The sequence below is a fragment of the Salinicola sp. RZ23 genome, from assembly GCF_003206675.1.
Lineage (GTDB): Bacteria > Pseudomonadota > Gammaproteobacteria > Pseudomonadales > Halomonadaceae > Salinicola > Salinicola endophyticus.
Map to the genome: position 1 here is coordinate 63788 of NZ_PZJK01000017.1, position 12974 is coordinate 76761.

10 protein-coding genes are annotated in these 12974 nt (G+C 66.8%); 6 read left to right on the forward strand and 4 right to left on the reverse strand.

What is annotated here, in order from left to right:
* Positions 1 to 327: 327 nt before the first annotated feature.
* The 6 genes from DOM67_RS17255 to dgoD all read left to right on the forward strand — a co-directional run bounded on the left by DOM67_RS17255 (position 328) and on the right by dgoD (position 9180).
* A complete protein-coding gene (locus tag DOM67_RS17255; protein WP_110678207.1) occupies positions 328 to 1059 on the forward strand; it encodes an ABC transporter ATP-binding protein in 732 nt (243 codons plus the stop codon).
* Positions 1056 to 3593, forward strand: coding sequence for an FtsX-like permease family protein (locus DOM67_RS17260; RefSeq protein WP_110678209.1), 2538 nt, complete (start codon positions 1056 to 1058; stop codon positions 3591 to 3593). Before DOM67_RS17255 ends, DOM67_RS17260 begins: the two co-directional genes overlap by 4 nt.
* Positions 3594 to 3778: 185 nt before the next feature.
* The gene (locus DOM67_RS17265) at positions 3779 to 5284 is read left to right on the forward strand and encodes an aldehyde dehydrogenase (protein ID WP_110678211.1); all 1506 of its coding nucleotides are present in this window, start codon (positions 3779 to 3781) and stop codon (positions 5282 to 5284) included.
* A 353-nt stretch (positions 5285 to 5637) separates the two neighbouring features.
* Complete coding sequence (glyA, locus tag DOM67_RS17270; RefSeq protein ID WP_110678213.1) at positions 5638 to 6900, forward strand: serine hydroxymethyltransferase; 1263 nt, start codon at positions 5638 to 5640, stop codon at positions 6898 to 6900.
* A gap of 199 nt (positions 6901 to 7099) precedes the next feature.
* Positions 7100 to 7885 carry an FCD domain-containing protein gene (locus DOM67_RS17275; RefSeq protein WP_110678214.1) on the forward strand — a complete coding sequence of 262 codons (786 nt, stop codon included), beginning with the start codon at positions 7100 to 7102 and terminating at the stop codon, positions 7883 to 7885.
* A gap of 146 nt (positions 7886 to 8031) precedes the next feature.
* Positions 8032 to 9180, forward strand: a complete 1149-nt coding sequence (dgoD, locus tag DOM67_RS17280; RefSeq protein WP_110678216.1) for a galactonate dehydratase — start codon at positions 8032 to 8034, stop codon at positions 9178 to 9180.
* 82 nt (positions 9181 to 9262) lie between these two features.
* Here the strand turns inward: dgoD and ugpC are convergent, their stop codons facing one another.
* From ugpC to DOM67_RS17300, 4 genes are all read right to left on the reverse strand, one after another.
* Positions 9263 to 10396, reverse strand: a complete 1134-nt coding sequence (gene ugpC, locus DOM67_RS17285) for a sn-glycerol-3-phosphate ABC transporter ATP-binding protein UgpC (RefSeq protein WP_110678218.1) — start codon at positions 10394 to 10396, stop codon at positions 9263 to 9265.
* 41 nt (positions 10397 to 10437) lie between these two features.
* On the reverse strand, positions 10438 to 11202 hold the full coding sequence (locus DOM67_RS17290) for an SDR family oxidoreductase (RefSeq protein WP_110678220.1): 765 nt from the start codon (positions 11200 to 11202) through the stop codon (positions 10438 to 10440).
* 65 nt (positions 11203 to 11267) lie between these two features.
* Positions 11268 to 12098: a carbohydrate ABC transporter permease gene (locus DOM67_RS17295; RefSeq protein ID WP_035475213.1), complete on the reverse strand. Its 831-nt coding sequence runs from the start codon at positions 12096 to 12098 to the stop codon at positions 11268 to 11270.
* A complete protein-coding gene (locus tag DOM67_RS17300) occupies positions 12095 to 12934 on the reverse strand; it encodes a sugar ABC transporter permease (protein ID WP_232825303.1) in 840 nt (279 codons plus the stop codon). The genes DOM67_RS17295 and DOM67_RS17300 overlap by 4 nt, the downstream gene beginning before the upstream one ends.
* Between the last annotated feature and the right edge of the window lie 40 nt (positions 12935 to 12974).

Below are 12974 nucleotides of genomic sequence, written 5' to 3' on the forward strand. Positions count from 1 at the left end.
ACCACGAGCTCGGCAAAACGACGATAAGCGGCCTCACGATCCGGGCGCCATGGCGCGGGCCAGGCGTCGAGCGGTGAGGGAGCGATCGAGATCGCCATGTTGCCGTTGCAACCACGACTCCGGCAAGCGTCATGATCACGATGGCACCAGGCATCACAACCCGGATGTCGGCAAGCGCTGTGAAGAGAGGGGCAAGGCATTCCAGGGTCGGCGGGTGCACCTGGCCGGCTCGGGGGAAGCGTGCCAGAGTGGAGGGCATCGGCGGCCACGCCGCGGCACGCCGTTACCGCCCAGCAGGACGCGCCACTACACAGGAAATCCCGTTCCATGTCCGACACCCGCGAGACGCACGCCGCCCCGGCATCCGCGACCCCGACGCTCGAGGCCCGCGGCCTCGGCAAGCAGGTCGCCAGTGGCGACCGCCAGTTGACCATCCTCGACCATCTCGACCTGTGCGTCATGCCCGGCGAGAGCGTGGCCATCCTGGGGAGTTCCGGGGCGGGTAAATCGACCCTGCTGGCGCTGCTGGCGGGTCTGGACACCCCCAGCCATGGTGAACTCGAGCTGTTCGGTACCGCACTGCCGGCGCTCGACGAGGATGGCCGCGCCGCCCTGCGTGCCGGTCGTGTGGGCTTCGTGTTCCAGAACTTCCAGCTTCTGCCCACCCTGACCGCGCTGGAGAACGTGATGCTGCCGCTGGAGCTGACCCCCGGCCGCGGGCTGGAGTCGCGGGCCCGCGACTGGCTGGGGCGGGTCGGGCTCGGCGAGCGTCTCCATCATCTGCCCAAGCAGCTCTCCGGTGGCGAGCAGCAGCGGGTCGCCGTGGCGCGCGCCTTCGTCACCCAGCCCGAGCTGGTATTCGCCGACGAGCCCACCGGGAATCTCGACCGCGATACCGGGAGTGCGATCATCGAGTCGCTGTTCGCGCTCAACCGCGAGGCCGGTACCACGCTGGTGCTGGTCACCCATGACCCCCATCTGGCGCGTCGCTGCCAGCGCTGCCTGCGTCTCGACGGCGGCCGTCTGGTGGCCCTCGAGCGTGACGAGGTCCTGGCATGAGCGCTGCCGGCTCGCTGCTGGGACTGTCGCTCAAGGGACTTCGGCGCGATCTGCGTGCTGGCGATGTTCGCGCGCTGTTCGTCGCCCTGGTACTGGCCGTGGCCACCACGACCATGATCGGCTTCTTTCTCGACCGCCTGGATCGCGGCCTGACCCGCCAGGCCGGGCAGCTGATGGGCGGCGACATCAAGCTCGAACAGAGCGACCCTTTCGCTGATGACCTGCGCACGACGCTGCGTGGGGCAGGGCTGACGCTCTCCGACCAGGTCGACACCGTCTCCATGGTCAGCCGCGGCGACGCCTTTCAACTGGCCAGTCTCAAGGTGGTCGACGCTGCCTATCCGCTCTACGGCAAGCTGCGCGTCGATCTCGGTGAGGGTATCGTCGAGCGCGCCGCGGGGCCGGCGCCGGGCAGCGTATGGATCGCGCCGCGACTCGCTCAGTTGCTCGGCGTGGCGATCGGCGAGCAGGTACAGGTGGGCCAGCGTGAGCTGACGGTGTCCGGGTTGATCGACCGCGAGCCGGATCAGTCGGCGGGGTTCGCCAGCCTGAGCCCGCGGCTGATGATGCGTCTGGCCGATCTCGATGCCACCGGGCTGGTCCGCCCGGGCTCGCGGATCGAGTACGAACTGCTGGCCAAGGGCCCGCCAGCGGCGGTGGCGGCGGTGGGCGATCTACTCACGCGGCTGCGTCAGCAGGGCGTGGAGATCGAGGACGTGCGTGACGATCGGCCACAGCTCGGCAGTGCCCTGACCCGGGCGCAGAAGTACCTGAGTCTTTCCGGGCTGGCGGCGGTGCTGCTCGCCGGGGTAGCGGTGGCCATGGCCACCCGACGCTATGTCGACCGCCACCTGGATACCGCCGCGCTGCTGCGCTGCTTCGGTGCCAGCCAGCGCCAGCTGGCGCAGCTGTTCGCCTGGCAGTTGACCTGGCTGGCGCTGGCGGCCTCGGTGGTCGGCGCGCTGCTGGGCCTGGCAGGCCAGGCGGTGCTGTTGGCACTGCTGGCGCGCTTTCTGCCGCTGACGCTGCCGGCCCCGGGCATGCTACCGCTGCTGCTGGGCGTGTTGACCGCACTGGCGGTGCTGGTGGGGTTCGCCGGGCCGACACTGCTGCGCCTACAGCGGGTCAGTGCGCTCAAGGTGCTGCGCCGCGAGCTCGATCCGCTGCCCGCCTCGGCGTGGCTGGTGGTCGCGGTGGCCAGTCTGGTGTTCGGCGCGCTGCTATGGCTCTACTCCGGCGATCTCGGGCTCGCCGCGGCGCTGCTGGTGGGCGGGCTCCTCGCGCTGGTCGTGCTATGGGGGCTGGGCTGGCTGCTGCTGGCGCTGGTGCTGCGCCTGGCCGCTAACCTTGGCACGCGCGGGGGCGATCTCAGCCGCGCCCTGCGCCTGGGGGCGAGCCAGCTGGCGCGGCGGCGTCAGGCAAGCCTCGGCCAGTTGCTGGCGTTCGCTGTCACCTTCGCGGCAATGGCGATCATCACCCTGGTCCGCGGCGATCTGCTGAGCGCCTGGCAGACCCAGTTACCGGCAGATACGCCCAACTACTTCGCGATCAATATCCAGCCCGGCGAACGCGAGGGCTTCAGCGCCATCCTCGATCAGGTCGCCGATACCCGCAGCGCGCTCTACCCGATGGTGCGCGGGCGCCTGACTGCCATCGACGGCCGCCCCGCGCGCGAAGCGGTGCCCGAGGCGCATCGCGACGACAACGCGCTCAAGCGCGAGCTCAACTTGACCTGGCGCGCGGCGCTGCCCGAGAGCAATCGGTTGGTCGCTGGGCGCTGGTTCGACGCCGACACCCCGGTGGCCGCAGGCAGCGTGCCGATCTCCGTCGAGCGTGGCCTCGCCGAACGGCTCGGCGTGGGGCTGGGCGACCGCCTGACCTTCACCATCGGCAGCGACAGTGTCACCGGCGAGATCACCAGCCTGCGCGATCTCGACTGGGACAGCTTCCGCCCCAACTTCTTCGTGATCTTTCCGCCCGGCGTACTCGAACGCTACGGGCACAGCTATATCACCGCCTTCCACCTGGATGCCGCCGCCCACGGCGACGTGCTGGGGCGGCTGGTCGCGGCCTATCCCGGCGTCTCGCTGCTCAATGTGGATGCCATTCTCGCGCGGGTGCGCGAGCTGCTGGCCCAGGTCACCCGCGCGGTGGAACTGGTGCTGGGCTTCGTCCTGCTCGCCGGGATCAGCGTGCTCTATGCCGCGCTCACCGCCAGCCAGTCCCTGCGCGCACATGAGAGCGGCTTGTTGCGGGTGTTCGGCGCCGGACAGCGTCTTCTCTCGCGGGTTCAGGGGGTGGAGTTCGCGCTGCTCGGCTTCACCAGCGGGCTGATGGCGGCGCTGCTGGCCGAGGGCGCTGCACTGGGTGTCTACGCCGGCTGGCTCGATCTCGCCCCGCGGCTGCATCTATGGCTGTGGCTGTTGCTGCCGTTCGGCGGCGCGCTGATCATCGGCGTGATCGGCCATCTGCTGTCGCGCGGGGTACGCCGGCAGGCGCCGGTGCAGAGCCTGGGACTGCTGGGCGAGGGTTGAGCGCCAGAGAGACGGGGAGAGGCGTGCCGGCGGGCGCGCCGCGGCGAGATGCCGAGCGGCGTATGCTCGGCGCAGAGACGTCGTGCACTGAATCCCCCGGAGAAGTGGGGGCCTGTCGATACGAAATACGAGTGAGAGACCTGGGTGATAACCCTGAGCGATGACCTGATCGAGAGAGACGAGCGATGAGCAATGCACTGAGCGATGCAATGACCCATGCCGACTGGCAGCGTCTGGCCAGCGAGCTGAGGATCGAGACCCGCGCCTTCATCGACGATGCCTTCGTCGACGCGCAGAGCGGCGAGACCTTCGCCAGCATCAATCCGGCCACCGGCGACACCCTCGCCGAGGTCGCCAGCTGCGATGCCGCCGACGCCGAGAAAGCAGTGGCCCGGGCGCGGCGTGCCTTCGACGAGGGGGAGTGGTCGCGGCGCTCGCCCGGGGCGCGCAAGGCGGTGCTGCTGCGCTTCGCCGAGCTGATGCAGACGCACAAGCAGGAGCTGGCGCTGCTCGATACCCTCGACATGGGCAAGCCGATCGGCAGCTCTCTAGGGGACATGGGGGGCGCCATTGCCTGTCTGCGCCATCATGCCGAGTCGATCGACAAGCTCTACGGCGAAGTCGCCCCCACCGGCGACGATGCGCTGGGGCTGGTGCTGCGCGAGCCGCTAGGTGTCGTCGCCTCGATCGTGCCGTGGAACTTCCCGCTGATGATGACCGCGTGGAAGATCGCGCCGGCCTTGGCCGCCGGCAACAGCGTGATCCTCAAGCCCTCGGAGAAGTCGCCACTCTCCGCGCTGCGTCTGGCGGCGTTGGCACGCGAGGCCGGACTGCCCGCCGGGGTCTTCCAGGTTCTCCCCGGTTTCGGCCACACCGTGGGCAAGGCGCTGGCGCTGTCGATGGGGGTCGACTGTCTCGCCTTCACCGGCTCCACCGCGGTGGGCAAGCAGCTGATGCAGTACGCCGGTCAATCCAATCTCAAGCGCGTCTATCTCGAGTGCGGCGGCAAGAGCCCCAATCTGGTCTTCGCCGACTGCAAGGATCTCGACGCGGTGGCTCGCCACGCCGCCGAGGCGATCTTCCACAACCAGGGCGAGGTGTGCATTGCCGCCTCCCGGCTGCTGGTCGACAACCGCATCCGCGAGACCTTCGTCGACAAGCTGCTGGCGGCGGCCGAGCACATGCAGCCCGGCGACCCGCTCGATCCGGCGAGCTTCATGGGCGCCATGGTCGATCGCACCCAGTATCAGCGCGTGCTCGACTACATCCGCCGCGGCATCGACGAGGGGGCCACCCTGCGCAGCGGCGGGAGTGCGTCGGAGGGGCCGGGGCTGTTCATCCCGCCGACGATCTTCGACGGCGTCACGCCGAGCATGGCGATCGGCCGTGAGGAGATCTTCGGTCCGGTGCTGTCGGTCTTCGGCTTCGACACCGAGGAGGAGGCGGTCGCGCTGGCCAACGACAGCGACTACGGCCTGGCGGCGGGGGTCTGGAGCCAGGATATCGACCGCATCATGCGGGTCTCGCGGCGACTGCAGTCGGGGCAGGTCTACGTCAACAACTGGGCCGGCATGGACCAGACCGTCCCCTTCGGTGGCGTCAAGCAGTCGGGCAACGGCCGTGACAAGTCCCACCACTCGCTGGAGGAGTACTCCGACCTCAAGACCGTCTGGATCTCGTTGACCCCCTGAGGCGCGGTGCCGGCCGAGCGTTCCGCTGGCGGCGCAGCGCGTCGTCAGCGGCCACCCGCGATGTGCGACACGCGCTGGCACCAGGGCGGCGCCGGGCGCGCATGGTGTAGGCAAACTCCAGCGTGCCAGAGGGCCGTGCTTCACCTGGAGAAGACGGTAGGCCGACAGCGGATGTCGTATCCGGTGACGTTTTACCCAGGCTAAAGCCAAGGTGAGAAATTATGCGCGCGCGCATGACGGACTTTCATAGGAAAGGCCGCCGGCGCTGGGGTATCATCGCGCCACGTTTTCATGATCGGAGTCCGCCGGGCGCGGTTCCGATCGTCCCCTCCCCGAGCCGAGGATACCCGCCGATGTTCACGCGAGACATGCAGATTGCCGGATTCGACGACGCCCTGTGGAAAGCGATGCAGCAGGAGGTCGCGCGTCAGGAAGCACACATCGAACTGATCGCTTCCGAGAACTACGCCAGCCCGCGCGTGATGCAGGCCCAGGGCGCGCAGCTGACCAACAAGTACGCGGAAGGCTATCCCGGCAAGCGTTACTACGGTGGCTGCGAGCATGTCGACGTGATCGAGCAGATGGCGATCGACTATGCCAAGGAGCTGTTCGGCGCCAGCTACGCCAACGTCCAGCCGCACTCCGGCTCCCAGGCCAACGGCGCCGTATTCCAGGCGCTGGTCAAGCCGGGCGACACCATTCTCGGCATGAGCCTCGACGCCGGCGGCCACCTCACCCATGGCGCCAAGCCGAGCTTCTCCGGCAAGCACTACAACGCCGTGCAGTACGGTATCGATGAGAGCGGCCGGATCGATTACGACGAAGTCGCCAAGCTGGCCAAGGAACATCAGCCGAAGATGATCATCGCCGGCTTCTCGGCCTACTCCCAGATCATCGACTGGGCCAAGTTCCGCGAGATCGCCGACAGCGTGGGTGCCTACCTGCTGGTCGACATGGCGCACGTCGCCGGCCTGGTCGCCGCTGGTGTCTACCCGAGCCCGCTGGCCCATGCCCACGTGGTCACCACCACCACGCACAAGACCCTGCGTGGCCCGCGCGGCGGCCTGATCCTCTCCGCCGAGAACGATGCCGAGATCGAGAAGAAGCTGCAGGCTGCGGTCTTCCCCGGCGGCCAGGGTGGCCCGCTGATGCACGTCATCGCGGCCAAGGCCGTCTGCTTCAAGGAAGCCATGGACCCCGAGTTCAAGAGCTACCAGCAGCAGGTGGTCAAGAACGCCCAGGCGATGGCCGGCGTGTTCATCGAGCGCGGCTATGAAGTCGTCTCCGGTGGCACCGAAGACCATCTGTTCCTGCTCTCGCTGGTCAAGCAGGGCCTGACCGGCAAGGACGCGGATGCGGCGCTGGGGCGTGCGCACATCACCGTCAACAAGAATGCCGTACCGAACGATCCGCAGAGCCCGTTCGTCACCTCTGGCCTGCGTATCGGTACTCCGGCGGTGACCACCCGAGGCTTCGGGGAGCGCGAGTGCAGCGATCTCGCCGGCTGGATCTGCGATATCCTCGACGCCATGCAGCAGGGCGACTCGAGCGAGGTCGAGAACGCGGTCAAGGGCCAGGTCGAAGCCGTCTGCGGCCGGTTGCCGGTCTATCGCTGAGCTCAAGCGATACGCTTTACGACGCCCCTCCTTCGAGGGGCGTTTTCGTTTGGCGGTCACTCGTCGACGGTGTTGCCCGCCGTCGTTTCAGTCGTCCCTTCCTACAACTTTGGTCTTGTTCATGACCATGGTCTAAGAGCATTATCCCGTGGCATGTCTGAGGCTATGTCGGACATAGTCTCCAGTGAGTTGAACATCCATGCCGACAGACGCGCAAACCGCCGTAGCCGCCGCGGCTCAAGAGCCCCGTGCCGATATCGCCGACGCGCTGGCGGCGTCGATCTTCGGCGGTGAGTACGCCAGCGGCGAGATGATTCCGCGCGAAGTCGATCTCTGCACGCGCTTCGGGGTCAGCCGCAGCACCGTGCGCAGCGCGCTGCAGAAACTGGTGAATGCCGGTCTAGTCACGCGTATCTCGGGGCAGGGTACGCGGGTGCGTGAGCTGGCCGCCTGGCATCTGCTCGATCCTCAGGTGAGTGCCTGGATGGCGCGCTATGCGCGGCCCAACCCCGAACTGCAGCGTGAGGTCTTCGCCTTTCGCGTGGCGGTGGAGCCGTTCGTCGCCGGATTGGCAGCGACCCATGCGACCGCCGCCGATCTGCTGGCGATCGAAAGCGCCCACGCGGGCATGCTGGCCGCGCTGGAGGCGCCGGATCTGTGCTGGCAGGGGATGAGTCACGACGACTACGATGTCGCCTTCCACGAGGCGGTGTTCGCCGCGTCGCACAATCTCATCTGGGCGCAGATTTCGCACGTGCTCAAGCCCGCCATTGCCATGATCGTCGCCCGCTCCAATCACAGTGCCGACGAGCTCGACGACAGCATGGCGCGCCACGCCCGCGTGCTGGAAGCGATCCGCCTGCGTCAGCCCGAAGAGGCCGTCGAGGCGGCGCGGGCGGTGCTCGAGCGAACCGGCCGCGATCTCGGCATGGAGGAGCTGGTGCAACATCCCCGCGTGATCGGCCTGCCGCAGGCGTCCTCTTGACGCTCGTGGGGCAGCCGCACACGTGTATCTGTGGTGCCGAGTGCCTCGGTGCCGCTGCAGTGACTGCCCATGGCGCAAGACTCCGTGCGCACAACTCTCATTGCGCATGCATATCTCATTACACAGACTTGGCGAATAGGTGAGCCGTGAAGATTACCCGTTTGAAGACCTGGCAGGTGCCGCCGCGCTGGCTGTTTCTCAAGATCGAAACCGACGAAGGCTGCTACGGCTGGGGTGAGCCGGTGGTCGAGGGGCGTGCCGCGACCGTCGAGGCGGCGGTCCACGAACTTGCCGACTACCTGGTCGGTCAGGACCCGCACCGTATCGAGCACCTGTGGAACACCCTGTACCGTGCCGGGTTCTACCGCGGCGGCCCGATCCTGATGAGCGCCATCGCCGGTATCGACCAGGCGCTGTGGGATCTGAAGGGGCGCGATCTCGGCGTGCCCGTGCATCAACTGCTCGGCGGCAAGGTGCGCGATCGCATGCGCATGTACGCCTGGACCGGTGGTGACAAGCCGAGTGATGTCGGCGCTGGCGCCAAGGCGCTGGTCGAGAAGGGTTTCACCGCGTTCAAGATGAACGGCACCGCCGAGATGGCGATCGTCGATTCGCATGCCAAGGTTGATGAGGCGGTGGCCCGGGTGGCCGAGGCGCGCGATGCCGTCGGCCCCGATGTGGGCATCGGCATCGACTTCCACGGGCGTGTCCATCGGCCCATGGCCAAGGCGCTGCTGCGCGAACTCGAGCCCTATCACCCGATGTTCGTCGAAGAGCCGGTGCTGCCCGAGCACCTGCCCAGCCTCAAGCATATCGCCGGCGGCCTGGGCTATCCGCTCGCCACCGGTGAACGTCTGCACACCCGCTATCAGTTCCGCGATCTGCTCGCCGAGGGCATGGTCGATATCGTGCAGCCGGATCTCTCCCACTGCGGCGGGATCAGTGAAGGCATGAAGATCGCCACCCTGGCCTCCTGCTTCGACGTCGCCCTGGCCCCGCACTGCCCGCTGGGGCCGCTGACCCTGGCGGCTTCACTGCATGTGGACGCGGTCAACCACAATGCGTTCATCCAGGAGCAGAGCATGGGCATTCACTATAACCAGGGCAACGATGTGCTCGACTACCTGGTGGACAAGTCCGCGCTATCGATTCATGACGGCTTCTGTGCGATCCCCGACGGCCCGGGGCTGGGGGTGGAGATCGACGAGTCGTTCGTCGAGGAGCGCGCCAAGATCGGGCATCGCTGGCGCAATCCGGTATGGACGCACGAGGATGGCTCCATCGCCGAGTGGTGACGGAGCGCCGTGTAGACGGCGCTCCCGGTCTTCCGTCTGCCCGGCAGGCGGTCCGCGGTGGATCGGCGTTTCGCCAGGGGTGTCAGCTGGTGGCGGCCCGGTTCTCCTTGCGCTCGACGCTGACCAGCGGATGGCGCTCGAGGTGGGGCAGGGCCAGGCCGTCCTCCGCGAACAGGTGCGCGCGGGTGGGGGCGAAGCCGAAACGCACGCTGTCGCGCACGCGGTGGGAGACCTCGCCGTCGGTGACCAGAATCCACTCTTCGCCGAAGCACTGCACGTAGAGCGAGGTGACCCCGCCGAGACGCTCGATGACCACGATCTCGCCCGTCAGCGGGCCGTTGTCATCCAGAACCAGGTGTTCAGGGCGGATGCCCAGAGTGGCAATGTCGCCGGCCTGGCAGCCATTGCCGTCCACCGGTATACGTGATTCGCCACCGCCGGGCAGGCGCACCAGGACGCCCTGGGGGGCGACGTCGTGTACCTCGACGTCGGTGAAGTTCATCTTCGGCGAGCCGATGAAGCCGGCGACGAAGCGGTTGCGCGGATGGTGATAGAGCGCCATCGGCGAGCCTACCTGCTCGACGATGCCGCCCTGCAGCACCACGATCTTGTCGGCCATGGTCATGGCCTCGATCTGATCGTGGGTGACGTAGATCATGGTGGCATCGAGCTCTTCGTGCAGGCGCGCCAGCTCGATGCGCATCTGCACCCGCAGGGCGGCGTCGAGGTTCGACAGCGGCTCGTCGAACAGAAAGATGCTGGGGTTGCGCACGATCGCGCGGCCGATCGCCACGCGCTGACGTTGGCCGCCGGAGAGCGCCTTGGGCTTGCGCTCGAGCAGGTTCTCGAGCTGTAGGATGCGCGCCGCTTCGAGCACTTTCTGACGGCGTTGCTCCTTGTCCACGCCGGCCAGGCGCAGGCTGAAGCCCATGTTGTCCTCGACGGTCATGTGCGGGTAGAGCGCATAGCTCTGGAACACCATCGCCAGGCCGCGTTCGGCCGGGCCGACCTCGTTCATGCGCTGGCCGTCGATCAAAATGTCGCCGCTGGAGACGCTCTCCAGCCCGGCGATCATGCGCAACAGGGTCGACTTGCCGCAGCCCGAGGGGCCGACGAAGACCACGAACTCGCGATCCTTGACCTCCAGGTCGACGCCCTTGATGACCTGCGTGCCGGCGAAGTCCTTGACGATGTCGTTGAGTTGTAGCGTTGCCATGGTGGTTTCCTGATGGCCATGGGCGCCGTCACGAGTGACGGCTACCAGAGGGTGTAGCCGCCATCCACCACGACGATGGAGCCGGTCATGAAGCTCGAGGCGTTGCTGGCCATGTAGACGATAGTGGGGCCGAGCTCTGCCGGTGTGGCAGCACGCTGCATGGGCGCATCGTCGATCCAGCGCGGCTTGAAGCGTGGGTCGTCGACTGGCGCCATCGCGGTCTTGACGTAACCGGGGGCCAGCGCGTTGACGCGGATGCCGTAGGGCGCCCACTCGGCGGCCAACGACTTGGTCAATTGGTGCACGGCGGCCTTGGAGGCGTTGTAGGCGGGCTGCATCTGCGGGCGATTGACGATCATCGCCGAGATCGAGCCGATGTTGATGATCACGCCACCGCGCGACTGCATTCTCCGGCCGGCGGCCTGGGCGCAGTACCACAGGCCGTGGACATTGATATCGAAGATATCGCGCCAGCGCTCGGGGGTGACCTCCAGCGCCGGAGCATGCTGGCAGGCGCCGGCGTTGTTGAGGAAGATATCGACCGGGCCGAGGCCGGCTTCCACCTCGTCGAGCAGCGCATCCGCCGCCTCGGGTTGGGTAATGTCGACCTCCACGGCCATGGCATGGTGGCCGGCATCGGTCAGCGCCCTGACCACTTCCAGGCTGCGCTCATGTCCACGGGCGGCGATGGCGACCTTCGCGCCGGCCTCGGCCAGCGCCTGGGCGAACGCCTCGCCGAGCCCGCCGTTGCCGCCGGTGACCACGGCGACCTTGCCGCTCAGATCGAACTGCGACATCACATTCATGCGTCTCTCCCTGTGGGGTGTCGGAGTGGCTGGGACTTCTGCCGTCGCGGCCCCTTGGATGGTGCTCATTTGACGGCGCCCAGGGTCAGCCCCTTGACCAGCCAGCGCTTGACCAGCAGCCCGGCGATCGCCATCGGGCAGACCACGATGGTGCCGATCGCCAGCAGCTTGCCCCAGTCGATGCCGGTCTGGGTCAGCAACTGCGCCGCGGCGATGGGGATGGTCTGGGTGCCGGGGCCGGAGAAGGTCTGAGCGAAGGCGTAGTCGTTCCAGGCGAAGATGAAACAGAGGATGGCGGTGGTCACCAGCCCCGGGGTCATCAGTGGCAGCACCACGAGTCGAAATGCCTGGAACTTGGTGGCGCCGTCGATCATCGCCGCCTCTTCGAGATCGGGCGGCAGGTCGTCGAAGAACGCGGTCATCAGCCAGATGGCGAAGGGCAGATTGAAGCTCAGATAAGCGACGATCAGGCCGATGTGGGTGTCCAGCAGGTAGAGATAACGAAACAGCAGATACAGCGGCACGATGACGGCGGCGATCGGCGCCATGCGCGTGCTGATGATCCAGAACGCCAGGTGCTGCTTGCCCTTGATCCGGATCCGCGACAGCCCGAAGCCGGCCATGCAGCCGAGGACCACGGCGATCAACGTCGAGGTTCCGGCGATCAGCAGGCTGTTCGTCAGATAGGGCCAGAGGCTGTTGCCACCGCTGAACAGCGTCGCGTAGTGCTCGAGGGTCGGGGTGAACAACAGCCGTGGCGTATTGGCGGTGATGATGCTGTTGGGCTTGAACGAAGAGAGCACCATCCACAGGATCGGGACCAGCGTCCACAGCAGCAGTAGCGTCAGCAGGGCGATCTTCAAGGTGAAGGGGAGCCAGCGCTTGGCGGGGGTCATGAGGCATTCTCCCGGCGTTTGAGCAGCTTCGTGAACGCATTGGCGACCAGAATCGAGAACACCAGCATGGTAATGCCGACGGCGGCGGCGTAGCCCAGGTCGAAGAAGCGGAAAGCGATGTCGTAGAGCCTGATGGGAATGATCTTGGTGGAGTCCGCAGGCCCGCCGTTGGTGGTGATGAAGATGATCGCGAAGAAGCGAATCGCATCCATGGCGCGGATCAGCAGGGCCACCAGCAGGATGTTGGAGATCGACGGCAGGATGATATAGAGCAGTTTCTGGCGATAATTGGCGCCGTCCATCTCGGCCGCTTCCAGGGTGTCTTCCGGCACCGAGGTGAGCCCGGCCAGCACGATCAGCGCCACCAGCGGCGTCCACTCCCACACATCCATCAGGATCACCGCGGCCATCGCCGAGCCGACGCTGCCGAGGATATTGCCGTCGAACAGGCCGGTTTCATTGAGTATCCAGGCATACAGGCCGTGGCTGGGGTCGAGCATGAAGCGTCCGAGCAGACCGACGATCACCGGGGCGATGAACATCGGAATCAGCAGCAGGGAGATGATGATGTTGCTGCCTCGCCTCAGGCTGTAGACCAGCAGCGCCATCACTGTGCCGATGAGCATCTCCAGGCCCACCGTGGCCAGGAAGTAGACCAGACTGATCAGCCAGCTGGCGCGGATGTCCGGGTCGGTGAACACCCGCTGCCAGTTGTCGAGGCCAGAAAACGTCATGCTCAGCCCGCCCATCAGGCTGACGTCGTTGAAGCTCATCCAGATGATCGAGAAGAACGGCACCAGCGTGATCAGGGCGAGCAGGACGAGCGCTGGCGACATCATCGCCAGCTCGAACCTCTGCCGCCGTGGTGCGGGCCTT

Excerpts from the sequence above, each read along its gene's own strand:
- DOM67_RS17290 (WP_110678220.1), bottom strand. The coding sequence starts at position 11,202 with ATGAATGTGATGTCGCAGTTCGATCTGAGCGGCAAGGTCGCCGTGGTC.
- glyA (WP_110678213.1), top strand. The coding sequence starts at position 5,638 with ATGTTCACGCGAGACATGCAGATTGCCGGATTCGACGACGCCCTGTGG.
- ugpC (WP_110678218.1), bottom strand. The coding sequence starts at position 10,396 with ATGGCAACGCTACAACTCAACGACATCGTCAAGGACTTCGCCGGCACG.
- DOM67_RS17265 (WP_110678211.1), top strand. The coding sequence starts at position 3,779 with ATGAGCAATGCACTGAGCGATGCAATGACCCATGCCGACTGGCAGCGT.
- DOM67_RS17275 (WP_110678214.1), top strand. The coding sequence starts at position 7,100 with ATGCCGACAGACGCGCAAACCGCCGTAGCCGCCGCGGCTCAAGAGCCC.
- DOM67_RS17300 (WP_232825303.1), bottom strand. The coding sequence starts at position 12,934 with ATGTCGCCAGCGCTCGTCCTGCTCGCCCTGATCACGCTGGTGCCGTTC.
- DOM67_RS17260 (WP_110678209.1), top strand. The coding sequence starts at position 1,056 with ATGAGCGCTGCCGGCTCGCTGCTGGGACTGTCGCTCAAGGGACTTCGG.
- DOM67_RS17255 (WP_110678207.1), top strand. The coding sequence starts at position 328 with ATGTCCGACACCCGCGAGACGCACGCCGCCCCGGCATCCGCGACCCCG.
- DOM67_RS17295 (WP_035475213.1), bottom strand. The coding sequence starts at position 12,098 with ATGACCCCCGCCAAGCGCTGGCTCCCCTTCACCTTGAAGATCGCCCTG.